The organism is Corynebacterium kalinowskii (assembly GCF_009734385.1).
Classification (GTDB): Bacteria; Actinomycetota; Actinomycetes; order Mycobacteriales; family Mycobacteriaceae; genus Corynebacterium; species Corynebacterium kalinowskii.
This window is the reverse complement of sequence record NZ_CP046452.1, coordinates 482,453-507,470: the sequence shown is the minus strand read 5'-3', so window position 1 is coordinate 507,470 and position 25,018 is coordinate 482,453. Positions and strand designations below refer to the sequence as shown.

Below are 25,018 nucleotides of genomic sequence, written 5' to 3'. Positions count from 1 at the left end.
TAAGCAGTCGTGCTGCCTATCGATCGGCCGTTTCCCAGCGAGCTCCTTCCGCGGTCAGGTTCAGTACAGATACTGAGTCGTTGGATGGTGCATTAAGTTTCGGATCGCTGATCATTTCCGCGAAGGCCAGACTGTTATCGGCCTCCGTCACCTCAGCGATGTGGCGGACAGGGTTGCCGGACCAAATCGAATCACCCGGCAGGGTCTCTTGGCGCATCACCAGGGAGCCCGGGAACACGGTGGTGCGCTCGCCGACGGTAGCGCCAGGAAGCACGAAACTATTCGGGCCGAGGGTCGATCCGGCCTTGAAAGTGACGCGTTCCATGGACATCACTCGGTCATGGAACAGGTGCGTCTGCAGCACAGTTCCGCGGTTGATGCTGACGCCATCTTCCAGGGTGATCAGGTCAAACTCTGGCAGCCACCACGTTTCGCAGAACACGTTCTTGCCGACCTTCACGCCCATCATGCGTGCCCATGCATTGAAAAATGGGCTGCCCAGGCTCATGCGAATGAAGCTCGGGATTGCGAGGGATTCGCAAAAGACGTCGAAAAGCTCGCCGCGCCAGACAAAGTCGCAAAACAGCGGCTTATCGACGGCCTTGAATCGGCCGATCAAGACCCACTTCAGTGCTACTGGGAACAAGGTAGCGAATGCACCGGCCAACAGCACTACGGGGTAAGCAGCAAGGCCAGCTGCGATCAAGCCATCGACTCCCATGCCGAATTCGATGTACACCCAGGTAAGAACCCAGACGATCGCGAGATCGATGTAGCCAGCGATAATGGCTGGAATCAGTCGGCACAGCTCGACGAGGACGCGTCCGATTTGTAGGTGCAGTGGTGGCGCGTATGTTGCTGCGTCGTCAGCCTCGACCTTGGCGCGTGGAATCGGCTCGCTGGTGCGACCGAGCCAGCTGGTGCCGATAGCAGGCCTTGGCGGAAGTGAAGAGAGTACCGCCACGAGGGAGTCCGCTGGCAAGTCCCGGTCTGGCCCGATGATGGCTGAGTTGCCAACGAAGCTCTTTTCACCGATCACCGAGCTACCGACGTGGACCCAGCCATTCTTGTGCCGGGTGGATGACACTAGCGAGTGGTCGGCCATAAAACTGCCGTCCTTGAATACCGTCAAGTGTGGAATGGTCTCCACTGTGGAAATCTCCACGTTCTTGCCCACCTTTGCGCCGAGCAGACGCATGAAAGTTGGGGTGAAGAAGGACGCATAAATGAAGTAAGTGGAAATTAGCGTGCGTTGTAGAGCAGCGTGGATGATCCACAGCGCCAAGCCGGTCGAGCTCTTCTCTGCGAAGTACCCCGGTCGGACAAACACGGATGCCACACGCACCGTCAAAATGATGAGGGTGAGCCAGGTTGCGATGGTAAGCAGGATGAAAACCGGCAACCACAGTGCGAAGTGCGGGAACACCTCGTCATACCACTGGTTGGAGATGACAGGGGCCGTGACCAACAGCGTTCCTGGAAGCAACGCCAACACCGGCATGATGGTCAGCCAGCCCAGGGCGAGCTGATAGCTCAAGAAGTTCCGCAGCGGGGACCAGGTTTCTACTGTGTCAATACGCTCCGGGATAGCGTTCGGCCACGTTTGATCGGCCGTGCCCTCACGGACGATCGGAGAACCACCCCATGTCTCGTTCGCGGGAATGGTGCCGGAAATACGGGAGCCAGAGATAATTTCGCTACCTGCTCGAACGTGAGCATTTGGCATAGCGATGCAGCGCTCGCCGATACGTGCACCATCATCAACATGGACAGAACCGAGGATAAACTTGTCGCCGTCCACCCAGTAGCCGTTCATGTCAGCTTCGCTCTCGATGCTCACGTGGTTACCGAAGCGAGCGAGACCGGTGACGCTTGGCGCGTGACTGAGCAGACACTCCTCCCCTACCTTGGTACCAAGGGCTCGGTGAAGAGTTACGGCCATTGGAGTGCCGTAGACCTTGTCAAACTTCAGGTGTTCGAGAATTCGCTGAGCAGCCCACACTCGCATATGAACGGCGCCGCCACGCAAGTATTCTCCGGGTTGGAGCCCCCGATTCAGCGCGCGGATGAGTCCCGCAGCAATGAGCGTACGGCCAGGAACAGAGAACAACACGAACCAGCCGACGATCACTGGCAGCAACGGAACCTGTGGTACCCAGCCAGCGTCAAAGATTGTGTACAACACAGCAACCACGGCAAGGATGCCCACGATGTAACGAGCGGCGTTGTAACCATAGAGTCCGGCAATGGTCAGACCCTGGATAACCCCAGCAGTCTTCGGAATCGGCTTTGGCTCAGGTCGCTTCTCCCCTGCGGATCCAAGCGACTGGGTGTATTCGTACATATCTTGCAGCGTCGCATTGGCATACAGCGCGCCGATGTCTGCGCCGGGGTAATCGTCGCGCAAGGCGGTTACCAGACGAGCGATGGCCACGGAGCCACCACCGAGATCAAAGAAGTTGGATTCAGGGTTCAGCGGAGTTGGCCCCAGTTGGTCGAGCCAGAGGTCTGCCAGCCACTGCATTTCTTCTGGTACGTCTTCTTTTTCGTCACCGGTTGACGGCAACGGCCATGGCAGGAGTTTGCGGTCCACCTTGCCGGAGGTCTTCATCGGCAGCTGGTCCATGACGCACAAGCTCGGAACGACGCCACCAGGCAAGCGTTGTGCAAGGAGAGGCCGAATGACGTCAAGGTCAATGGTTTCGCCTTCCTCGGGCGCAAGGTAACCCACCAACACCGGCGTGCCGGCCTTCGTCTTGTGCACTGCAGCAGCACCAGTACGAACACCTGGCATGGCGGTGAGATGGCCATCTACTTCGCCGAGTTCGAGGCGCTTTCCGCCGATCTTGATCTGGTCGTCGATACGCCCTGCAAAGACCAGGCCCTTCTGCTCCGCTTTGACGAGGTCGCCCGAACGGTACGCGCGCTCCCAACCCATCGATGGCAGGGGCGCGTACTTCTCGGCGTCCTTTGCTGGATCCAAGTATCGGCCGAGACCGACACCACCAATGATCAGCTCGCCGGTCTCCCCCCACTTCACTGGGTTTCCCTCAGTGCCTACGACGACGAGCTGCCACCCCTCAATCGGGCGACCAATTCGAACTGGAGGCTCCGTAGTAAGCAGCTCCGCGGTGGCGATAACGGTCGCTTCAGTAGGCCCGTAGGTGTTCCAGACCTCACGGCCGGGCAGTTCGTACTTCTCGATGAGCTCAATCGGGCAAGCTTCGCCACCGAAAATCAACAGGCGCACCTTGTCCAGGGCCTCGACCGGCCACAGGGATGCAAGCGTGGGAACGGTAGAGACCGCAGTGATGTTCTCATTGATGATCCAACGTCCGAGGTCTTCGCCGGAACGTACGATGTCACGTGGTGCCGCGACCAATGTGGCGCCAGAGCGCCAGGCTAGCCACATCTCTTCACAGGACGCATCGAAGGCGACAGACAAGCCCGCCATGACTCGATCCCCTGGGTGCAGGTGGTCTTTAGAGAGATAGAAATCCGCTTCGACATCGACTAAGGCGGCGGCGCTGCGATGGGTAATGGCCACGCCCTTGGGTTTACCGGTGGAACCGGAAGTGAAAATGATCCACGCGTCGTGGTCCAGGGTCGGTCGATCCGGTGCCTGGTTAGTGCCATTTTCGTGAAGTTTAGTGATCGCGAGGTTAGCGCCGTATACGGCGACGACATTCGCTTCCTCCCAGACAGTTTTTGCACGCTCATCTGGATCATCCCAGTCAACCGGGACGTAGGCGGCACCAGCACAGATGGTAGCCAGGATCGCAACATAGAGATCTGTAGTTCCAGATGGAACACGAATACCAATACGGTCACCAAGCCCGATACCAGCGTCGGCGAGAATCTGGCGCTGCTTTTCAATCTCTTGATGCAGCTCAGCGTAGGTTAGTACCCCATTTGATCCTTCGATAGCCACAGCATCGGGGTATCGGCCCATGGTCAATTCGACAATGTCTACCAGAGTCCGCTCCGCTGGTACTTTTCCAACACCATAGATTGCAAGTTCAGGATGATCCATTCCCTGCATCCGTTGTGCTTCTTCTTCACGCGACAGAACAGGCGCGCTATCATTCTGCATTTTCGGTGTCCCTTCAACTCAGCCCATTCAGCTGAGTAATTAATACCTTTAGCAACAAATCACTATTGCAAGCTTAAGAGTATTCTTATTATCCAATAATCCGATAAGTCACATCAAGCATGCACGTAACCACATTTCGAGCAGTGGAAAAACTACAACATCATTGAACAATTTCATAATCCAACCAATTATTTACGCAGCTAGAAAAGCTACGATCTTGGTGTGAACATTCTTCTTGTCCCACTCCTTCAGCCATTCGTTACATAGGGAGTTGCCATTCCTTTATGCAGCACACTCGATTGCCAAGGAAACCTTACCCAGCTTTGCTTACAAATTGCTATGCAAACAACAACAGTTTTATTAGGTTAATTTCACATTAACAAGACATCACGGACTGATTACTGCAGTTTTGCAGCAAAACCCAATATGAGCAGCAAAAACGCCCCTTGGTTCAGTAAACCAAGGGGCGATAAAGCAATGTTAAAGGTTAACGCAATTGGGAAAACCTATCATTAAGCGGGGTTAACCTAGGCTGATAGCTTCTCCCGAAAGTCGCTGATCCAGAATCTTGATCTGAGGAACTGACACATGGTCGTAACCCGCTGGATAGGCTTCTTGAACGCGCGCAAAACCAATGCTCCGATAGAATTCGGCACCCGCCCGCGCATTGCCCAGGGCGTTAAAGGTGCCGTCTCGACCGTCGTCGTTAAGCCCCACTACCCACGCCAATTCCAGGTTCTCTCGCTGAGCAGCACTTGGCTGAACTGCAACTTCATGTGGGGCACCGCCACCACCAACCATGGTGGCACTCTGACCGATCCACTCCGAATTACGAGGCAAAATGCCATACGTAATCATCTCAGCACCGCCGGAATAACCCATCCACACACTGTCTTGAGCGCTAAGACCAAAGCGTGGGTAAATCTCTTGCTGCAACAATGCCCCGAGCCATTCGCGATTACGTGGAATATCCTCCCACCACGTAACACTCCCCACCGTGTCAGGACTCTTTGGCACAACATTAATAGCGTTGTGTCGATTGGCTTGGTCGGCAAGGCAGGCAGTCAAACCATCCGCTACGTCATACTCTCGCGCACCATCACCATGGAGCCGCACTACGACGCGAACCGGTCGAGAGAAGTCAATGCCCTCAGCAAACACATGGTAGTTTCCGCGAACCCCGTTAGAAGTGAAATTCTTCCCGAGCTCTACTCCGTTGGCACCAAATGGCGAGGCCACGGAAGCGGCTCCCTTCTCCCACCACGAACACTGCACATCAGGTTCCTGCTTCGGAGTCGGGAGCATGTTGACCTCTGGTCTATCTGAACTCCCCGATGAACCGCCATAACAGGCCTGCGGGAACGCCAAAGCCGCGACCGCCACTGCGGCTACGACTGTCCCCCTCATGACATCTTTAGCTGCTACAAGCTTGAATTGAACCACGATCCCCGATGGTATCGCGAACGCCTAATAACCGCCTGTGCAAAACCCTAAGTTTTTGCCTATTAATAGCGCTCTGGCTCTTCGCCGAGATCGAACTCACGACCAGACACCTCGCGGGCAGTGATCTTGACGAAGTTGTACTTTAAGGTTGGGATCCATGGCTTAAGTCCCAGGGAATCCGCGTACTGAATGTCGCTGTTGGAGGTCAAGAGGTTAGCCTCACCACGCACGACTACCGACCAAGCATGACCATCGGTTACCTCATCAGCCTCAAAAAGCACCTCATTGTTCAAGGCAACCGTGAACAACTTGGATCCCTCAGCCGAGCGGAAGTAGATATCTTCCCCATCGACGACGAAGTTCACTGGGAAAATATCGAACTCTTCGGTGCGGTGTACAACCAGACGGCCCAGCTGGACGGTAGCCATCTTTTCCAAAGCAGCAGCGCGGTCAAGAACGTGGATGGGAGAATTGTCAGTCATACTTTCATTCTTCCACTAAAGCGAGCACTGCGACTTGAAGATTACAAAGTGGGGGTATTGAAGCCTGCATCACACTAGACTTCAGCAGAAAAACAAAAGAAACCCCAGTTCGCGTAGAACTGAGGTTTCCCTTCAAGTGGAGCTAAGGGGATTCGAACCCCTGACCCCCACACTGCCAGTGTGATGCGCTACCAGCTGCGCCATAGCCCCTTGAAGCTGTCCTTGACAGTACACTGAAGGCTTTTGCCATTACAAATCGGCAGGTCACCATGCATATTCGCCTGACAGATTCACAATAGCCCAGCAGGAACACGTAGGATGTACCGCATGCAACAACAGCAGATCCGACTCACTGACTCTTACGGACGCGTCGCACGTGACCTTAGAGTATCGGTCACGGATCGATGCAATCTGCGGTGTACTTACTGCATGCCGGAAGAAGGCATGCAGTGGATAGCGGACTCCCGCATCCTCACTTTGTCGGAGCTCGAGCGATTGGTGCGCATCGGCGTCGAAAAGCTTGGCATTCGCTCGGTGCGGTTTACAGGCGGTGAGCCATTGCTTCGGCCCGGATTGGCCGACCTCATTGGGCAGACGGCGAAGATGACGTGTGACAACGGGGAGCACCCGGATATCGCGTTGACCACCAATGGGTTGGGCCTGGAAAAGCATATCGGAAAGCTACGGGATGCTGGCCTGAAGCGCATCAATATCTCCGTGGATTCGCTAGATCCGGAGCGCTTTGCCAAGCTCACCCGCAGGGATCGGCTCGCTGATGTCTTGAAGGGCATCGAAGCTGCAAAAGCGGCTGGATTGCGGCCGATCAAAATCAACACCGTTGTGATGCCTAATACCAATGAAGCCGACATCTTGCCCTTGCTGGATTTCTGCCTCAATCAGGGCTTTCAGCTGCGCTTCATTGAGGAAATGCCACTCGGCCCACCACAGGTGTGGAACCGGGACATCATGGTTAAGGCCGAGGACATCAAAGCCACGATCGAGGAAAAATACCAGCTCAGCCTGGCAACTGGCCAGCGCGCCTCTTCCCCGGCAAAGGTGTGGGATGTCGTCCAAGACGGCGCGATTATCGGTCAAGTTGGCATTATTGCTTCGGTAACGAAGCCGTTTTGCGGGGATTGTGATCGCACCCGACTCACCGCTGACGGCCAGATCCGTAATTGCCTCTTCGCCCGGCGGGAATTCAACCTGCGCGACCTCATGCGCGGCGGTGCCAGTGACGAAGAGTTGGCGCTAGCCTGGGCTGGGGAAATGGGACGGAAGCTGCCGGGTCATGGCATCGACTCCCCTTCGTTCCTGCAACCCCAGCGAGGCATGTCCGCCATCGGCGGCTAATTCCACTGAAAGGTCCGCATTCACATGGATATTAAGGTCAAGTTTTTCGCTGCTGCTGCGGCGGCCGCTGGCACGCAGGAAACCCTGGTGCAGGCACCCGAAGGCGCATCAGTAGCCGACGTCATCGCGCTGGCCACTGCGGGAAATGAGCAGCTGGGTAAGCTGGCAGCGTTCTGCGCCGTTCTCGGGCCAGATGGTTTCATTCGCGACCGCTCCGTCCCAGCCACGATGCCCCAGCTCGAGCTGCTGCCTCCGTTTGCCGGCGGATAAGATCTACGGCAGGTTCGACCACTCCTGCTCACCATCGCTGAACTGCTGCAGCTTCCACACTGGGAGCTGCTTTTTTACTTCCTCGACTAGGTCGCGCACTGCGTCAAATGCTTCGGCGCGGTGTTCTGCGGAGACGGCAGCAGCGAGGGCGATATCGCCGATGTGCAAGCTCCCAATCCGGTGGGAGACAAAGACGCCATGGATTTGCGCTCGTTCGGAGATTTCCACTGCCAGTTTTTCAAGGATTTGTTCTGCGATGGGGTGTGCGGAATAGTCGAGATAGTCAACGTCGCGTCCGCCGTCATGATTGCGCACGACGCCGATAAAAGTGGCGGTTGCGCCGGCGCGCGGGTGTCCTACCGCTTCAACCATTTGGCCCAGGTCAACAGGGTCCTCCCCTACGCTGAACTGTACAATCGCATTCATTAGTGCATCCTCGCTGAACTGAAGGGGACGGATTTGATTTCTGTCGAAGAGTATACGAAAAGCCTGACGGCTGATGTTGTCGCGCTCGAGATGGAGGTCGTTCCGCTCGTGAAGGCTTGCGGACGGGTGCTCGCTGCTCCGCTCGTCGCTAAGCTCGCGGTGCCCCCTTTCGCGAATTCGGCGATGGACGGTTTCGCCCTCCACCTTTCCGAGGAAGAACTCAGCGGCTGTGAGGGCCGCAGCTTCCCCGTGGTAGCCGACATTCCCGCTGGCAGTGCCCCTGCCCCGCTCCCCGAGGGCAAGGCCGCACGGATCATGACTGGTGCGCCGATTCCTGAAGGGGCAACGTGCGTGATTCCGGTGGAGGACACCGACTCCGATCCAGGACCTCGCCCATGCCCGGAGCAGGTGACTGTACAGCGCGCCCCACGCTGGCTGGCACACATCCGACCAGCTGGCGAGGACATCACCGCCGGCGAAGTCGGAATCGAGGCAGGCACTGTGCTGACTCCAGCGGCGGTGGCGACGGCGGTCTCCATCGGTTACGCCGAGGTGCAGGCTTATCGACGCCCCCGGGTCGCCATCGTCTCCACCGGCTCCGAACTCACTGCCCCGGGACAGCCACTGGGCCCTGGCCAGATTCCAGATTCCAATTCCTTACTTCTGGCTGGGTTGCTCCCCACTTGGGGCGCTGAGGTGTCTGGAATCTTCCGCGCCACGGATACACCGGATTCCTTCCAGTCGGTGCTATTGGAAGCCGCGGCGGTGTCCGATGTCGTGGTCACCACGGGTGGCGTGTCTGCCGGCGCCTACGATCCGGTGAAGGAACTGGCAGCCTCCGGACAGGCTGAGTTGCAGTTTGCGAAGGTGAACCAGCAGCCGGGCAAACCACAGGGCTTCGGCCGGATCGGTTCGACAAAGCTTGTGGCGCTTCCAGGAAACCCCGTGAGCGTGTTCGTTTCCGCGACAATCCATCTGCGCGCCGTACTGGCAAAGCTCCAAGGCATTGACAACGCTCAGCTGCCGATGGTGCAAGTTCCGGTCTCTCATGCCATCACATTTGGCGGCGGTCGGCGCCGGTACGTGCCGGTTCGGATCGGCGACTCCGCGGAGTTTGTACACGCACGAGGTCTCGGTTCGCACCTAGTGGCAAGCTTGCACCGAGCTAATGCGCTGCTCGTCCTGCCCGAAACCGGGATCGACCTACAACCCGGAGAGCTGTGCCCGGCGCTAGTTCTTCCCACCCCACTGAGTTAGAAGAGGATTGCAATGAAGTTCACCCACCTAAACAGCGACGGCCGCGCCTACATGGTCGATGTCACCGAAAAGACTCCCACCATCCGCACTGCCACCGCGAAGGGCGAAGTCACCTGCTCGCCGGAGGTTTTGGAGGCTCTGAAGAGCGGCACCGTGCCTAAGGGTGATGTCGCAGCCGTGGCGCGCATCGCAGGTATCGCCGCCGCGAAGAAGACCCCTGAGCTGCTGCCACTGGCGCACATCATTGGCGTTCATGGTTGCGCAGTGGAGGTCGAGTTCGGTGACAGCGCCGTAGAAATCGAAGCTACGGTGCGCACCGCGGACCGCACTGGCGTGGAGATGGAGGCGCTGACCGCTGTGACCGTCGCCGCCCTCGCAGTGGTGGACATGGTCAAGGGTGTCGATCGCAGCGCGAAGATCGAGAATTGCCGGATCACTGCCAAGTCCGGCGGACGCTCCGGGGATTGGGTGCGCGACGGCGAATGAGCCTCGACCTGATCATCTTGGGCGGAGGCGAGGCTCGGCGCATGGGGGGCGTCGATAAGCTCGCTGCCTCACTGCATGGTCGGCGCCTGATCGACTGGTTGCTTGCCGACGCCGCCGCTCTCCCTGCTCGCCCCATCGTGGTAGCGCGCCCGAGCCTCGAACTTGCCGACGCCATCGACCGCACCCTCGAAGACCCGCCGTTCGGCGGCCCCGTCGCAGGCATCGCGGCGGCCCTGCCACTCACGTCCGCGCCCGTGGTGGCCGTCGTGGGCGGAGACGCTCCGCTCGCAGCACGGGTATTACCGCAGTTGGTGGCGGCGCTGGATGCCTCGTGCGATGGCGTGCTCGCTCGCACCCCGGACGGTCGAGATCAGCTGCTCCTCGGGGCATTTCACCGGGAGAGTCTCTTGGGCGCGGTCACGGCGCTGGATACGCCACGAGACAAGTCCGTTCGGGCTCTGTACCGGAGCCTGAACCTAAAATCCGTCGCAGTCCCGGAGTGGACGATGGACGCCGATTCCCCTGCTGATCTGGAGAAGCTGGCGGGGTTGTCAGGCCCCGTGGTCGGATCCGACGAGCTGCGATAACACGTGCTCGATGAGGGGGCCGACCACGGCGATGGAGTCTTTCACTCCCCCTGTTGAGCCAGGGGCGTTAACGATCAAAGCGCCCTCGCTACCGCGCCCGCTGATGCCGACCAGCGCGCGCGACAGGCCCGCTAGCGGGGTCTTCTGCAGGCCATAGGCGCGGATTTGCTCCGCGATCCCAGGCAGCTCAGTCTCAAGAAAAGGTTTGGTTGCTTCCGGTGTGTGGTCACGAGGAGTTACGCCCGTGCCACCCGTGGTGAAAATGAAACGTGCGCCATCATCGAGCGCCGCACGGATCGCTGCCTGGATGTTGGGGATGTCATCGGTCACCACGATTGGGGGTGGGCAGGATACGTTAAATTCTGCCAGGCGTTCAACGGCGAGCGGGCCGGACTTATCTTCACGAATTCCTTGTGCGCATCGATCTGAAATTGTGATCACGACACCATTAATTCCATTTTCCACTGACAATCCTCCGACCTTTAGTTTATTTTAATTCAATCGACAAAGTTGGATTTCAGCTGGGTTTCTCAACCACTAAATAAGTGACCGATCAACAAACTTTTAAGCCACACTTTTGTTTCATAATTTGACCGTCTTTACCGTTTTCTATTTTACACTTTCTATATTCACCTTTAACGCTATACTGGCATTTGCACTACATACCCACTCCGAGGTGCAGGCCCAAAGCACTTTGGAGCCACTGAAAGGTGACTAAATGTCGACCCTTGATACCTCTGGACGTGTGATTAAAGGCTGGGATACTTCCGTCGAGGAAGGTTGGGATAAATCAATTTCCTGGCGCACTCTCGCCATTTCAACTTTCTCCCTCACCCTCGGTTTTTGCGTGTGGTTTTTGGTTTCTGCCATCGCACCGAAACTGAATGAAATTGGATTCCAGCTTTCCGCTTCGCAGCTTTATTGGCTCGCTGCAATTCCAGGCCTCTCAGGCGGCTGCATCCGCCTGATCTACATGTTCATGCCACCGCTCATCGGCACCAGAAAGATGGTCGGCTTCACCTCCCTCCTCTTCCTCATCCCGATGGCGGGCTGGGGCTTCGCCGTAACCAACCCTGACACCCCGTACTGGTGGCTGCTCGTTCTAGCAGCGATGACAGGTATCGGCGGCGGTTGTTTCTCCGGCTACATGCCATCGACGGGTTACTTCTTCCCTAAACGCATGTCGGGCACCGCTCTCGGCTTGCAGGCTGGCATCGGTAACTTTGGCGTTTCGCTGATTCAGCTCATGGCACCATGGCTAATGGGATTCACTCTGCTGGGCATCGGGTTCGTGGCGCCTCAGCGCACCCAGGGCGACACCGACATTTGGGTCCACAACGTGGCCTTCTTCTTCATCCCTTGGGCAATCCTGGCCTCGATCCTGGCCTTCGTCTTCCTCAAGGACGTGCCAGTGACCGCAAACTTCAAGCAGCAGCTGGACATCTTCGGCAACAAGAACACCTGGATCCTGACGATCATCTACATCATGACCTTCGGTGCTTTCTCCGGCTTCTCCGCCCAGTACGCACTGCTGGTGAACAAGACTTTTGGCGCGGCTTCCGAGTTCGCCCACACCTACAACCCTGCTGACCTGCCAAAGGGAGCAACCTTCGCCTTCCTCGCACCGCTGATCGGTTCCTCCGTTCGCGCCGCTTGGGGCCCACTCTGCGATAAGTTTGGCGGCGCCATCTGGACCTTCATCTGTGGTGTGGGAATGACGATTTCCACCATTGTGGCTGGTTACTTCCTCAAGCCATCCAGCCCAGATGATTTCTGGTGGTACCTCGGCGCCATGCTGGTGATGTTCTTCTTCGGCGGCCTCGGCAACGCCGGCACCTTCAAGCAGATGCCAATGATCCTCCCTCCTCGTCAGGCTGGCGGCGTCATCGGCTGGACCGCAGCTATTGCATCCTTCGGCCCATTCTTCGTCGGTATCGCTTTGTCCAGCATGGATGCCCAACTCTTCTACTACTGCTGCGCAGGCTTCTTCGCCTTCGCAACTGCCCTGACCTGGATTTACTACGCCCGCCCGAACGCACCATTCCCAGGCTAAATCAAGGAGTAACAAGAAATGTCTGACAACAATCCCCTGTTTAACCTGGGCGGATTCCTCCGCAAGGGACAGGTGAGTGACGACTCCCGCCAAATCTTCCTGCAAGGTGGCCGGGAGGCTGACAAGTTCTACCGCCAACGCTGGTCCCACGACAAGGTCGTGCGCTCCACCCACGGCGTAAACTGCACCGGTTCCTGCTCCTGGAAGGTCTACGTCAAGGACGGCGTGATCACTTGGGAAACCCAGGAAACCGACTACCCTACCGTCGGCCCGCACATGCCGGAGTACGAACCACGTGGCTGCCCCCGCGGTGCTGCCTTCTCCTGGTACACCTACTCCCCGACCCGCATCCGCTACCCATACGTGCGCGGCATCCTGCTCGACTACTACCGCGAGGCAAAGAAGCGCCTCGGCGATCCTGTCCTCGCATGGCGCGATGTGGTGGAGGATCCGGAGAAGTCCAAGGCCTACAAGCAGGCCCGCGGCAAGGGCGGCTTGGTGCGCTGCAGCTGGGACGAGGCCATGGAAATGGTCGCCGCCGCACACGTGTACACCGTGAAGCAGTGGGGGCCGGACCGCATCGCGGGCTTCACCGTGATCCCAGCGATGTCCATGATTTCCTACGGCGCCGGTTCCCGCTTCTACGAGCTCATCGGCTCCTCGATGCTCTCCTTCTACGATTGGTACGCCGACCTGCCGATGGCCTCCCCTCAGGTCTTCGGCGACCAAACTGACGTGCCCGAATCGGCCGACTGGTTCAACTCCGACTACCTGATCATGTGGGGCTCGAACATCCCGTTGACCCGTACCCCGGATGCCCACTTCATGACGGAGGCCCGCTACCACGGCCAGAAGGTCGTCGCTGTCTCGCCTGACTATGCGGACAACACCAAGTTCGCCGACGAATGGCTGCGCATCCACCCAGGTACCGACGGCGCTCTCGCGCTGGCCATGGGGCACGTAATCCTCAAGGAATTCCACGTCGAGCAGCAGACCCCTCGCTTCATGGAGTACATGAAGCGCTTCACTGACTCCCCATTCTTGATCAAGCTCGATCAGGTGGACGGCCAGTGGGTGCCAGGCAAGTTCCTCACCGCTGCCGAAGTTGGCAGCGACCTGCAGGCATCCGAAAACGCCGAGTTCCGACCACTCGTCATGGAGGCCGACGGCTCCATCAAGGATCCTGGCGGCACCCTCGCGGACCGCTACGGCGAGCAGGGCGTCGGCAAGTGGAACCTCAACCTCGACGGAGTGGATCCAGTCATGTCCGTCTACGGCATGCAGGACGAAAACGTCGAGATCGCTTTGCCGCGCTTCGATCTCCCCGCAGATAAGAACAACCCGGGTCCGGTGGGCGCGGGCGTCGTCAAGCGCGGCGTGCCTTGTCGACGCGTCGGCGAGCACCTGGTCACCACCGTCTTCGACGTGCTGCTTGCCCGCTACGCCGTGGCCCGCGAGGGACTGCCTGGCGAATGGCCGGCGGACTACACCGATGTTTCCACCCCGGGGACCCCGGGCTGGCAGGAAGAGCACACCGGCGTTCCTGCGAATGCAGCAATCCGCATCGGCCGCGAATTCGCGCAAAATGCGATCGATACCGAGGGCCGCTCCATGATCGTCATGGGCGCCGGAACGAACCACTTCTACCACTCCGACACGATCTACCGCACCTTCCTCGCCCTCACCACCATGACCGGCTGCCAGGGCGTCAATGGTGGCGGCTGGGCCCACTACGTCGGACAGGAAAAGGTGCGCCCTATCACCGGCTGGCAGCAGTTCGCTTTCGCCCTTGACTGGGTACGCCCACCACGCCACATGATCTCCACCGGTTTTTGGTACCTCACCACCGAACAGTGGCGTTACGACGGCACTGAAGCCAACCGCATCAGCTCCCCCCTCTCCCAAGGCTCCTTCGACGGTAAAACCACCGCCGACACCCTGGTGGAAGCCTCCCGGCGCGGTTGGATGCCGTCCTACCCGGCCTTCAACCGCAACCCGCTGCTGATCGCCGAGGAAGCTAAAGCAGAGGGCAAGGACATCAAAGAATACGTTGTCGAGCAGATCGAAAGTGGCGAACTGAAATTCGCTGTAGAAGACCCTTCCGCACCGGAGAACTTCCCACGCGTCATCGCCAACTGGCGCACCAACCTCCTGGGATCTTCCGCCAAAGGCGCCGAGTATTTCTACCGTCACATGCTCGGCTGTGACAACTCGGTGCAGGGCGAAGAAGTTCCAGCGGAACGCCGTCCGAAGGAGATGGTCTGGCGCGAAGAAGCCGCTGTGGGCAAGGTGGACCTGATGTTTACTGCGGACTTCCGCAACACTTCCACCACGTTGCACTCGGATATTATCTTCCCAGCGGCAACGTGGTACGAGAAGAACGACATTTCCTCCACCGATATGCACCCTTACGTGCATGCCTTCAACGCCGCCATCAACCCACCATGGGAAGCACGCAGCGACTTCCAAATGTTCCAGAGCTTGGCCGAGCGCTTCAGCCAACTGGCCAAGACTCACCTGGGCACCCAAACGGATGTCATCACTGCACCACTGAACCATGACACCCCAGAGGCCATGTCCACCCCACAAGGCAGCGTTACTCCGTGGGAAGAAACCCCGAAGATTCCGGGCGTGACCATGCCAAAGATCATTCCATTCGAGCGTGACTACGCCACGGTGATCGACAAGTTTAATTCCATCGGCCCGCTCCCAGAAAAGGTCGGCCTTATGACCAAGGGGGTGAAGTTCGATCCGACGCGAGAGATCGCCGAGCTCAAAGAGATTAACGGTGTTGATAAGGCCGGACGTGTGCTCATCAACACCGACGTCAAAGCAGTGGAAATGGTGCTGCGCCTGTCAGGTACCACGAATGGCCGCCTTGCCACGGAGGGGTTCAAGGACGTCGAAAAGCGCACCGGCACCAAACTGGCGGACCTGTCTGAGGAAGAAGCTGGAAAGCGGGTCACCTTCGTCGATGTCTCCTCCCGCCCGACTCCAGTGATCACCTCGCCGGAATGGTCGGGCAGCGAGCATGGCGGACGCCGCTACAACGCCTTCGTCATCAATATCGAGCGCTCCAAGCCATTCCACACCCTGACTGGTAGACAGCACTACTACCTGGATCACGACTGGATGCGCGACATCGGAGAGGCATTGCCGGTTTTCCGACCACCGCTTGACCTCCATCACCTGTACGGCGAGTCAGCGATTGGTGCCACCAGCACTAACCACAACGGTATCGCAGAAGTCGCGGTGCGCTACCTCACACCACACAACAAGTGGGCGATCCACTCGCAGTACTTCGACAACCTGCACATGCTGGCGCTGTCCCGTGGCGGCCAAACCGTTTGGATGTCCCCAGCTGACGCAGCGAAGATCGGGGTGAAGGACAACGACTGGGTGGAAGGCTACAACCGAAACGGCGTCATCGCCGCCCGCGCCGTGGTCTCGCACCGCATGCCGGAAGGCACTGTCTACATGCACCATGCGCAGGAACGGACCGTTGGCGTTCCAGTGGCGGAAACCACGGGCAAACGCGGCGGAATCCACAACGCCCTCACCCGCATCCTGATCAAGCCATCTCATTTGATTGGTGGCTACGCCCAGCACGCATACGCGTTTAACTACACCGGCCCTACCGGCAACCAGCGCGACGAAGTAACGATTCTGCGTCGCCGCTCCCAGGAGGTTGAATACTGATGAAGGTCATGGCACAAATCTCCATGGTCATGAACCTAGACAAGTGCATCGGCTGCCACACCTGCTCGGTCACCTGCAAACAGGCCTGGACCAACCGTGGTGGCACCGAGTACGTCTGGTTTAACAACGTCGAAACCCGCCCGGGTGTCGGCTACCCGAAGCAGTGGGAAGACCAGGACAAATACAAGGGCGGCTGGGTCCGCACATCATCCGGAAAACTCAAGCCACGCTCCGGCGGCCGTCTGAAGAAGTTGGCTACCATCTTCGCCAACCCGGATATGCCGGATTTGGATGACTACTACGAGCCGTGGTCATACGAGTACGACAAGCTACTATCCACCCCGGCGGGAGCCAAACACGTACCAACAGCCCGCCCGGTCTCACAGCTGTCCGGCAAGCCGATGGACACCATCAAGTGGTCATCCAACTGGGACGATGATCTCGGCGGTTCGCTGGAAACAATGCATGAGGATCCCGTCCTGCAGAAGATGAACGAGCAGGTCAAGACGGACATCGAAAACGCATTCATGTTCTACCTGCCTCGCATTTGCGAACACTGCCTGAACCCAACCTGCGTTTCTTCGTGCCCGTCGGGTGCCATGTATAAACGCGTGGAGGACGGCATCGTGCTTGTGGACCAGGACGCGTGCCGTGGCTGGCGCATGTGTGTCTCTGGATGCCCGTACAAGAAGGTCTACTTCAACCATGCTTCAGGCAAGGCCGAGAAGTGCACCTTGTGCTACCCACGCCTCGAAGTGGGTGAACCGACGATCTGTTCGGAGACCTGTGTGGGTCGGCTGCGCTACCTCGGCGTGATTTTCTACGACGCTGACCGCGTGGGCGAGGCTGCAGCTACCAAAAACGAGCAGGATCTCTACGAAGCCCAATGCGACATCATGCTGGATCCACACGACCCAGCTGTCATTGAGGGGGCCCGGCGCGAGGGTATCCCGGAGTCCTGGATCGAAGCCGCGCAGCAGTCCCCAGTGTGGAAACTGATTGCAGAGTACAAGCTGGCGCTGCCGCTGCACCCGGAATACCGCACCCTTCCGATGGTCTGGTACATCCCACCACTATCCCCAGTGGTCGATGCGGTCACCGCGTCTGGCAATGACGGCGAAAATCACCGCATCCTCTACACCGCTATTTCCACCATGCGCATTCCACTCGAATACATGGCTTCACTCTTTACCGCTGGCGACACAGCTGTCGTTGAAAAGGTGCTGCGTCGCCTTGCCGCGATGCGCACCCACATGCGCGAGATCCGCACAGGTCGTGAGCCATCGCCGGAGATCGCCGAGGCTGTCGGCCTGACTGGTGAGCAGTTGAAAGAAATGTACAAGCTGCTGGCTATCGCGAAGTACGACGACCGCTACGTGATCCCGACCGCCCACACCGAGACCCCTGCGGGCATCGCGGCGATGGGTTGCGCCGTTGAGGACTACGTGGGCAATGGCGCGGACTTCGCAGCGCAGTTCCATGGTGTTGCACCAGAGGAAGTGGCGGCTGGATCCGGCACTGTCCCGCTTGCTAGCTGGGCGCCAGGCTCTCGCCCCGACTCGATGTTCCCAAGGAATTAGCCATGGTTGTCAACTTCTTAGGTAATAAGCGCACGTCGCTTGTCGACGCCCCTCCCGCCGTCAACGTGAACGAGCAGCAGAGCCGCATCTTGTGGATGAGTTGCGCGGTGTTGTTGGATTATCCGGACGATGATTTTTTCACCCGGCTGGATGCTGTTGAGGAGAATGTGTCGGTTCTTCCCGCGGAAGTGGCTGAGTCGCTGAGGACTTTCGTCGACTTCACTCGATCGCATACGCTTCGTGAATTGCAGACGCATTACGTAGACACCTTCGATCAGCGGCGCAGGTGCAGCCTTTATCTGTCCTATTACGCAACGGGCGATACACGTCAGCGTGGCGCGGCATTGATTAGCTTCAAGGAAATGCTTGCTGCCTGCGGTTTCGAGCAGTCGCGAGACGAACTCCCAGATCACCTGTGTGTGGTTTTGGAGGCGGCTGCGCAGGAGAACGAGTCAATCGCAGCCCAGGTGCTGGCTACCCACCGCGATGGGATTGAGGTCTTGCGCACGGCATTGCATGCTCGGAAGAGCCCATATGCGCACCTCATCGATGCTCTGACCGCTACGCTACCCGAGCTCGATGAGACGACTCGCGAACGCTATCTGTCCCTAGTTACCGCTGGCCCACCTACGGAAATGGTCGGCCAATCTCTTCCCTTTCCCACGAGTGAACCGGAGGCTCGATCATGAGTGCATTTGAAACTTTCCTGTGGGTCGTCTTTCCTTGGATTTCTGTCGCCGTGTTGGTGGTTGGCAGCATTTGGCGATTCCGCAATGACCAGTACAGTTGGACATCGCGTAGCTCCCAGTTCTTGGGTAACAAACTGATCCGCTACGCTTCCCCGCTGTTCCACTACGGCATCTTGTTTGTAGCGGTGGGCCACTTTATCGGCCTGATAATCCCGAAAGCGTGGACTCGTGCAGTGGGTCTTAGCGATCACTTGTACCACTGGGTGGCCACCATTCCGGGCACAATTGCGGCGATTGCAACGATCCTGGGACTCATCGGCCTATTGTGGCGTCGTCGCACAGATAAGTCTGTGTTCCGCGCGACAACAATCTCCGACAAAATCATGTATGTGATGCTCGCGGTGCCTATCGTTCTCGGAACGATTGCAACAGTGCAGCACCAGGTGCTCGGCGGCTCGCACGGTTATGACTACCGCGAAACCATTTCACCTTGGCTTCGCGGTGTGTTTAGCTTCAATGCTGATCCAGCTCTCATGACGGATGTGCCGATGGCATTTAAGCTGCACATTGTGGCCGGCTTCTTGTTGTTCATGGTGTGGCCGTTCACTCGGCTGGTACATGCGATGACGCCTCCACTGCAGTACACCACCCGCCCATATGTGGTGTACCGCTCCCGAACCCCACGTACCAGTACTTTGCCTAGTAACAAGGGTTGGACGCCTGTGTCCACGAACACCCGGTCAGACGGTCAGATTCCTGGCGAAGGTGCATAACGTGTCCTGGTAATGCACGCAAAGCTGTCTCCTGGATCTTCTGGGAGACAGCTCTCTTCGCTCAGCGGTGTCCCACGTAGCGGATTGGCACTCCAGCGTCAGCGCTTTCCGGGGTACTGTTGAGCGGTGGAAAGGTGGAATACCGTTGAGAAAATTGCTGGTCATCATCTCGCTCGCGTGCATCGCTGCTGCGTGCACTCCGCAACCAAAGCACAACACGCTCACGGTGTTCGCCGCAGCCAGTCTGCACAGTAGCTTCCGGATCCTGGAAGAGGACGTGGAGCGTCAGAATCCGGGCCTTGACATCATTCTTTCCTCCGATGGCTCACAGAACCTCGTGGATCAAGTCATCGCCGGTGCGCCTGCCGATGTTTTGGCCACTGCCGACACTAAGTCCATGGCGCGGGCGCAGGATAAAATGCAGCTCAATGCCACTGAATTCGCCTCGAATTCCTTGGTCTTGGTCACCCCTCCGGACAATCCGCATGGGATCAATGAGGTGAGTGAAAAGCTGAACCAGGTCAAGACCGTCGTGTGCGCGCCAGAGGTGCCCTGCGGCGCCGCAACGGCCGAGCTGTTCAAGCAATTCCCATGGCAGCTCAAGCCCGTGAGCGAGGAACAAAAGGTCACGGACGTGGTGGGCAAGGTCCGCAGCGGTCAGGCAGATGCCGGTGTCGTGTACCGCACGGATGCCCAGGGACTGCACGCGGTCGAGATTCCCGGCGCGCAGCAGCACCCGAACCGGTACATGATCGCAACCCTTACCGGCGATAATCCCTTCACTGATTACGTTCTCAGCCCCGAAGGCCAGGCTCGCCTCGCCGAGCTCGGATTCGGTGCCCCATGACCCCACCACGCTGGGTCTATCTCCCCGCCCTTGTAGCGCTCGCCGTCCTGGGCATCCCGCTGCTGGCCTTGCTTGCCGACGTCAATTGGCCCGCCCTCCCCGCGCTCATCACCTCTGCGGAGGGCTCGGCGGCCTTGGCACTGTCCTTGCGCAGCTCCTTGCTGGCCACAGCAATTATCGTGGTGTTAGGCATTCCGCTGGCATTGGCCCTCGTCTCCTTGAAGAAGTGGGCAGCGCCACTGCGCGCAATCGTGATCGTCCCCATGACTATGCCGCCTGTGGTTGGTGGCCTGGCCTTACTCGCCGCCTTTGGCCGTCGCAGCCCCCTCGGCATGTGGGTCCCTGCTCTCGGAGACTTCTTCGCGTTCTCCACGTCCGCGGTTGTCCTGGCCCAGGTCTTTGTGGGATTACCCTTCCTCGTCCTCAGCGCCGAATCCGCGCTAAAGAGCCTGGATGTGCGCTACCTGGAAGCGGCTCGCGGGCTCGGGGCGGGGCGCACAAAAATTCTCTTCCGTGTTGTCTTACCGCTCATCGCACCGGCCGTTTTTTCCGGCACCGCGTTGGCGCTCGCCCGCGCGCTCGGGGAATTCGGAGCAACGTTGACGTTTGCTGGCTCCTTGCCCGGTGTGACCCGCACGATGCCCCTCGCAATTTACTTGCAGCGCGAGGAGAACCCCGATCTCGCTCTCGCTCTCGCAGCCATTTTGTTGGGACTGGCTGTCGCTCTCGTGGCGGTAGCGGGGGCCACGCCACGGCTTATTCGCCGCTTCCGTCTGCCCCTGCGCCTACCAACTCGACGGGCTGCTGCGCCGGTGTCTGGGGACAAGGTGGCGTCGCAAAGCTTTGATCTGGCGGGGCGCACGATCCCTGTGCGCGGCTGGACTGCGGTGATTGGCCCGAACGGGGCGGGCAAAACCACCTTGTTGCGTGCGCTGGCCGGGCTAGGTTCGCCCGCGCAGCTGCGACGCGCAGTGCTGCTCACCCAGTATCCAGCGCTGTTTCCGCACCTCAGCGTCCTGGAAAATGTGCGCTTTGCGTGCGGGGATAACTCGCGCGCCCGGCAAGAACTCGAAGCGGTTCATGCCGCTGATCTCGCCGACCGCTACCCTGCCGACATTTCCGGTGGCCAGGCGGCTCGGGTGGCGCTGGCTCGTGCGCTCGCCGCCTCGCCCGAGGTGCTGCTGCTCGACGAGCCCCTAGCCGCCGTCGACCCCGCCGCAGCTGGCATGCTTCGCGACGTCCTTCGCCGCAGACTCACTGACATACCCGTCATCATGGTGACACACGACGCCGTGGACGTAGCGACGCTGGCCGACCAAGTACTGGTCATCGAATCGGGGCAGGTCAGTGCTTTCGGCTCCCCCGTTGACATCCTGGCGCAACCAGCCACTGAGTATTTGGCTGAGTTCGCGGGGCTCAGCGCACTCACGGGTGTGGTGTCTGCGGTGGCCGATGTCGTCACGGTTGAAAGCGCTATCGGGGCGATTTCTGGCATCGCCTCCCAGCCCATGCAGGTGGGGAGGCTCGCAACGGCACTGTTTTCGCCGCGTTCGGTGGTGCTGGGCTCAGGGCACAGCTCGGCGCGAACTTCGCTGACCAGTACTGTTCGCTCGACCAGCCATCATGGTTCTTACGTTCGCATCGCACTCGCAGCCGGGGAACAAACCATGTTTGCTGACATCACCCCAACGTCGGCATCGGAGCTGCGCCTGCTGCCAGGAGATACCGTGGCGGTGCAGATCAAAGCTCTGCAAGTGACCGTGGTGCCCTGGCAGCTGGGTGGATAATCTTCCTCGGTGGATGCCGCTGGAACACAAAACCCTCCAACGAAAGCTCTCGTCGGAGGGTGTGATTCTTAAAGCAGGCTACTTCTTGGCTTCGGCAACCCAGTTCTGCAGGTCGTCGATGTCCTTGCCGTCCTTGATGATGCGAGGCGAGGAGACCTTGCCGGTTTCCGTCTTGAGCTTGTCCTCATTGGCCTTGAACATCGCTACTGCGGCAGCGTGATCGGCTGGAGACTCAGCGATCTTCTTTGCGGTTTCTTCGGAGGCACCTACCTGACGAGCTGCATCAGCAAAGTCCTGCATGTTCCACTTAGCGTAGATGTCTGCCTGCTTCTTCATCAGCATGTCGCGGAAGTTCCAGTAGAGGTTCGCGTCACCCTGCTGGGCTGCGATCATCAGAGCGTCACCGGCGCGGGTGGAGTGTCCGTCGGTCTTGCCACCGTCTAGGAAGTGGAGGGTGCGGACATTCACCACCAGTTCGCCTGCGTCGATAGCCTTCAGCATGTCAGCGTCGGTAGCGATGGCTAGGTCGGCGCAGTGAGGGCAAGAGAAGTCCTCGTACAAATCCACCTGAGGAGTTGAATCAGTAGCCTTGTTGGACTTCAGCTGGTAGGCATTGTCCTTAATCGCCATGTCGAACGTGACATCGGTTTTCTCGATTCCCTCGGTGACCTTATCAATCTTCGAGCCCTGGTTGCTCATAAAGATGTAGCCGACGATCACCGCCGCGATTAGCAGCACTGCCAACAATGCCCACAGAAAACCATTGCTCTTTTCGTTGGGGCTCTTAATTTTGGTACTCACGTGTGTTACACCTTTGCTTCAATCGTTTCATCAGTTAGGGGTGAAGTGCGAACCTTCGGTATGGGAATACTACCGCCCATACGGCCATCGCTAAGAATACGACATCGCGAACGATCACCAGCCCCAGGGAGCTGGGTTCACCGTCTCCGGCAGAGAAACACCCGCAGTCAATTTCCAGGCCACGCACCGCCGCAGAGGACACCCCCACGATGAACCCCACCATGATCAGTGCCGAAACCGCGGCCGCCGGGGCAATGAACAAGCCCACCAGAAGGAAGATACCCAATAGGATCTCCACCGGAGGTAGCGCTACTGCAATGAGCGAAACCAGTTCAGGTGGAAACAATTCATAGGCTTCGATCGACTGCCGAAAGCCCATGGGATCCACAATCTTCTGGTACCCGGAAACCAACCACACCAGTGCCAACCCAAATCGAGACACGATGCCGAGTAGCTGCCCTAGAGGCGACTCTACCCACGCACTCAATTTAGTTGACATGTTTACATTCTTTCACGAAGGGCTCTGACAATTGCCTAGGAGTTGCCGAGGACTTCGGAGACCAACGCCTGAGCTTCCTGCTGAACCTGAGCCAGGTGCTCAGCGCCCTTGAAGGATTCTGCGTAAATCTTGTACTTGTCCTCGGTGCCGGATGGGCGTGCTGCGAACCAGGCGTTCTCCGTGGTGACCTTAAGCCCGCCGATGGCAGCGCCATTGCCTGGAGCTTCCGTCATCTTGGCAACGATCGGCTCGCCTGCAAGCTCAGTCGCGGTGACTTGCTCCGGGCTGAGCTTCTTCAGCACTGCCTTTTGCTCACGATTGGCCTCAGCATCGGTACGAGCGTAGGCAGGTGCGCCGTACTGCTCGGCGAGCTCAGCGTAGCGCTGGGATGGGGTCTTGCCGGTCACAGCTAGGATTTCTGCAGCGAGCAAGTCCAGGATGATGCCGTCCTTGTCGGTAGACCAGACTGTGCCGTCGTGACGCAGGAAGGACGCGCCGGCGGATTCTTCGCCGCCGAAGCCCACGGAGCCGTCGATAAGGCCCGGCACAAACCACTTGAAACCAACTGGGACCTCGACAAGGTCGCGACCCAGAGCTGCAACAACGCGGTCGATCATGGAAGAAGACACCAAGGTCTTACCCACAGCAGTGTTCTCGCCCCAGCCTGGGCGGTGCGCGAAGAGGTAGTCAATGGCCACCGCGAGGTAGTGGTTCGGGTTCATCAGGCCAGCATCTGGGGTGACAATGCCGTGGCGATCGGAGTCAGCATCGTTGCCGGTAGCGATGTCGAACTTGTCGCGATTCTGGATCAGGGATGCCATCGCGTTCGGCGAAGAGCAGTCCATGCGGATCTTGCCATCAGTATCCAGGGTCATGAAACGCCAGGTAGCATCCACGAGCGGGTTCACGACGGTGAGATCGAGGCCATGCTTTTGGGCAATGTGGCCCCAGTAATCGACAGCAGCGCCGCCCATTGGGTCAGCACCGATGCGGATGCCGGCCTTCTTGATGGCCTCGATGTCGATGACATTAGGCAGGTCATCAACGTAGGAGTCGAGGTAATTGTACGGAGTTGTCCGCTCGTCCAGCACGCCATCAACGCGGGTGAGCTCAATACCCTCGAGCTCTGCCTCTAGCAGCTCGTTAGCGCGCTTGGCGATCCAATCCGTGGCATCCGTGTCAGCAGGGCCGCCATGAGGTGGGTTGTACTTGAAGCCACCGTCGCGAGGCGGGTTGTGGGAAGGAGTAATGACGATGCCATCGGCGCGCTGCGGATCATTGCCGAGCACGCCGCCCTCGAGCTTGGCGTTGTGGGAAAGGATGGCATGAGAAACCGCAGGGGTTGGGGTGTAGCGGCCACGGTCGTCGACAAGCACTTCGATGTCCGTGGTGAGCAAGACCTCCAGCGCGGACATCATCGCAGGCTCGGACAGCGCGTGCGTGTCACGTCCGATGAACAGCGGGCCTTCAATGCCTTGCGACGCCCGGTACTCGACAATCGCCTGAGTGATAGCCAGAATGTGGTTCTCGTTGAACGCGCAGTCAAAAGAACTGCCGCGGTGGCCCGACGTGCCGAACGCCACCTGCTGCTCCGGAACGGTTACGTCTGGTTCCAGGGTGTAGTACGCGGTGACTAGGGCCGCGATGTCGATGAGATCTTCAGACTTGGCTGGTTGTCCTGCACGCTCGTGTGCCATGCTTTGCTCCTTCACGCGATGAATAACATGGGTACCTCCTCCATCTTTCCTGTTTCTGCCCCCGCATGCAGGGCGTACCTGCCCCATTGAGGTGTACCGGTGCTGCGGAAAAGCATGAAATTTGCATTAACTCGCTTAAATAGTTTTCATTTCTCCACCTGACAAGGCAGAATGTTAGCCACATCACCTTCGAATA

General features: G+C 58.7%; 20 protein-coding genes and 1 tRNA gene. 12 read left to right on the top strand and 9 right to left on the bottom strand.

What is annotated here, in order from left to right:
* Positions 1–16: 16 nt before the first annotated feature.
* The 4 genes from CKALI_RS02390 to CKALI_RS02375 all read right to left on the bottom strand — a co-directional run bounded on the left by CKALI_RS02390 (position 17) and on the right by CKALI_RS02375 (position 6,228).
* Entirely contained in the window at positions 17–4,042 is a 4,026-nt protein-coding gene (locus tag CKALI_RS02390; RefSeq protein ID WP_156193631.1) for a Pls/PosA family non-ribosomal peptide synthetase, read from the bottom strand.
* 573 nt (positions 4,043–4,615) lie between these two features.
* Positions 4,616–5,500, bottom strand: a complete 885-nt coding sequence (locus CKALI_RS02385; RefSeq protein WP_197079743.1) for a hypothetical protein — start codon at positions 5,498–5,500, stop codon at positions 4,616–4,618.
* A gap of 98 nt (positions 5,501–5,598) precedes the next feature.
* On the bottom strand, positions 5,599–6,018 hold the full coding sequence (locus tag CKALI_RS02380) for a pyridoxamine 5'-phosphate oxidase family protein (RefSeq protein ID WP_156191780.1): 420 nt from the start codon (positions 6,016–6,018) through the stop codon (positions 5,599–5,601).
* Between the two features lie 137 nt (positions 6,019–6,155).
* Positions 6,156–6,228: transfer RNA gene (locus CKALI_RS02375), tRNA-Ala, on the bottom strand.
* A gap of 117 nt (positions 6,229–6,345) precedes the next feature.
* Between CKALI_RS02375 and moaA the strand changes: the two genes are divergently transcribed.
* Positions 6,346–7,371 (top strand): GTP 3',8-cyclase MoaA, encoded by a 1,026-nt coding sequence (gene moaA, locus CKALI_RS02370; protein WP_231580515.1) that lies wholly within the window; start codon positions 6,346–6,348, stop codon positions 7,369–7,371.
* 24 nt (positions 7,372–7,395) lie between these two features.
* Positions 7,396–7,641, top strand: a complete 246-nt coding sequence (locus tag CKALI_RS02365) for a MoaD/ThiS family protein (RefSeq protein ID WP_156191778.1) — start codon at positions 7,396–7,398, stop codon at positions 7,639–7,641.
* 3 nt (positions 7,642–7,644) lie between these two features.
* Here CKALI_RS02365 and CKALI_RS02360 read toward each other — a convergent pair whose 3' ends face one another.
* Positions 7,645–8,067: a molybdenum cofactor biosynthesis protein MoaE gene (locus tag CKALI_RS02360; RefSeq protein ID WP_156191777.1), complete on the bottom strand. Its 423-nt coding sequence runs from the start codon at positions 8,065–8,067 to the stop codon at positions 7,645–7,647.
* Positions 8,068–8,100: 33 nt separating this feature from the next.
* On the opposite strand from CKALI_RS02360, the gene CKALI_RS02355 reads away from it, so the two are divergent.
* Genes CKALI_RS02355 through mobA form a run of 3 tightly spaced genes read left to right on the top strand, consistent with a single transcriptional unit; the run spans position 8,101 to position 10,397 of the window.
* Entirely contained in the window at positions 8,101–9,324 is a 1,224-nt protein-coding gene (locus tag CKALI_RS02355) for a molybdopterin molybdotransferase MoeA (protein WP_156191776.1), read from the top strand.
* 12 nt (positions 9,325–9,336) lie between these two features.
* Positions 9,337–9,810 (top strand): cyclic pyranopterin monophosphate synthase MoaC, encoded by a 474-nt coding sequence (gene moaC, locus CKALI_RS02350; RefSeq protein ID WP_156191775.1) that lies wholly within the window; start codon positions 9,337–9,339, stop codon positions 9,808–9,810.
* Positions 9,807–10,397: a molybdenum cofactor guanylyltransferase gene (gene mobA, locus CKALI_RS02345; RefSeq protein ID WP_156191774.1), complete on the top strand. Its 591-nt coding sequence runs from the start codon at positions 9,807–9,809 to the stop codon at positions 10,395–10,397. Before moaC ends, mobA begins: the two co-directional genes overlap by 4 nt.
* On the opposite strand, the gene CKALI_RS02340 is transcribed toward mobA, so the two are convergent.
* Entirely contained in the window at positions 10,362–10,862 is a 501-nt protein-coding gene (locus tag CKALI_RS02340) for a MogA/MoaB family molybdenum cofactor biosynthesis protein (protein ID WP_231580514.1), read from the bottom strand. The genes mobA and CKALI_RS02340 overlap by 36 nt on opposite strands.
* A gap of 253 nt (positions 10,863–11,115) precedes the next feature.
* On the opposite strand from CKALI_RS02340, the gene CKALI_RS02335 reads away from it, so the two are divergent.
* From CKALI_RS02335 to CKALI_RS02305, 7 genes are all read left to right on the top strand, one after another.
* The gene (locus CKALI_RS02335; protein ID WP_156191772.1) at positions 11,116–12,450 is read left to right on the top strand and encodes a nitrate/nitrite transporter; all 1,335 of its coding nucleotides are present in this window, start codon (positions 11,116–11,118) and stop codon (positions 12,448–12,450) included.
* Positions 12,451–12,468: 18 nt separating this feature from the next.
* Positions 12,469–16,149 (top strand): nitrate reductase subunit alpha, encoded by a 3,681-nt coding sequence (locus CKALI_RS02330; RefSeq protein WP_156191771.1) that lies wholly within the window; start codon positions 12,469–12,471, stop codon positions 16,147–16,149.
* A complete protein-coding gene (gene narH, locus CKALI_RS02325) occupies positions 16,149–17,729 on the top strand; it encodes a nitrate reductase subunit beta (protein ID WP_156191770.1) in 1,581 nt (526 codons plus the stop codon). Before CKALI_RS02330 ends, narH begins: the two co-directional genes overlap by 1 nt.
* A 2-nt stretch (positions 17,730–17,731) precedes the next feature.
* Positions 17,732–18,418: a nitrate reductase molybdenum cofactor assembly chaperone gene (gene narJ, locus CKALI_RS02320; protein WP_156191769.1), complete on the top strand. Its 687-nt coding sequence runs from the start codon at positions 17,732–17,734 to the stop codon at positions 18,416–18,418.
* Complete coding sequence (gene narI, locus CKALI_RS02315; protein ID WP_156191768.1) at positions 18,415–19,191, top strand: respiratory nitrate reductase subunit gamma; 777 nt, start codon at positions 18,415–18,417, stop codon at positions 19,189–19,191. Before narJ ends, narI begins: the two co-directional genes overlap by 4 nt.
* A gap of 145 nt (positions 19,192–19,336) precedes the next feature.
* Positions 19,337–20,038, top strand: a complete 702-nt coding sequence (gene modA / locus CKALI_RS02310) for a molybdate ABC transporter substrate-binding protein (protein ID WP_197079742.1) — start codon at positions 19,337–19,339, stop codon at positions 20,036–20,038.
* The gene (locus CKALI_RS02305; RefSeq protein WP_156191767.1) at positions 20,035–21,825 is read left to right on the top strand and encodes an ATP-binding cassette domain-containing protein; all 1,791 of its coding nucleotides are present in this window, start codon (positions 20,035–20,037) and stop codon (positions 21,823–21,825) included. The genes modA and CKALI_RS02305 overlap by 4 nt, the downstream gene beginning before the upstream one ends.
* A 78-nt stretch (positions 21,826–21,903) precedes the next feature.
* Here the strand turns inward: CKALI_RS02305 and CKALI_RS02300 are convergent, their stop codons facing one another.
* From CKALI_RS02300 to pgm, 3 genes are read right to left on the bottom strand one after another with little or no spacing between them, the layout of a single operon-like run.
* Positions 21,904–22,626, bottom strand: a complete 723-nt coding sequence (locus tag CKALI_RS02300) for a DsbA family protein (RefSeq protein WP_156191766.1) — start codon at positions 22,624–22,626, stop codon at positions 21,904–21,906.
* 34 nt (positions 22,627–22,660) lie between these two features.
* Positions 22,661–23,125: a DoxX family protein gene (locus CKALI_RS02295; protein WP_156191765.1), complete on the bottom strand. Its 465-nt coding sequence runs from the start codon at positions 23,123–23,125 to the stop codon at positions 22,661–22,663.
* Between the two features lie 35 nt (positions 23,126–23,160).
* Positions 23,161–24,822, bottom strand: a complete 1,662-nt coding sequence (pgm, locus tag CKALI_RS02290; RefSeq protein WP_156191764.1) for a phosphoglucomutase (alpha-D-glucose-1,6-bisphosphate-dependent) — start codon at positions 24,820–24,822, stop codon at positions 23,161–23,163.
* Positions 24,823–25,018: the final 196 nt, after the last annotated feature.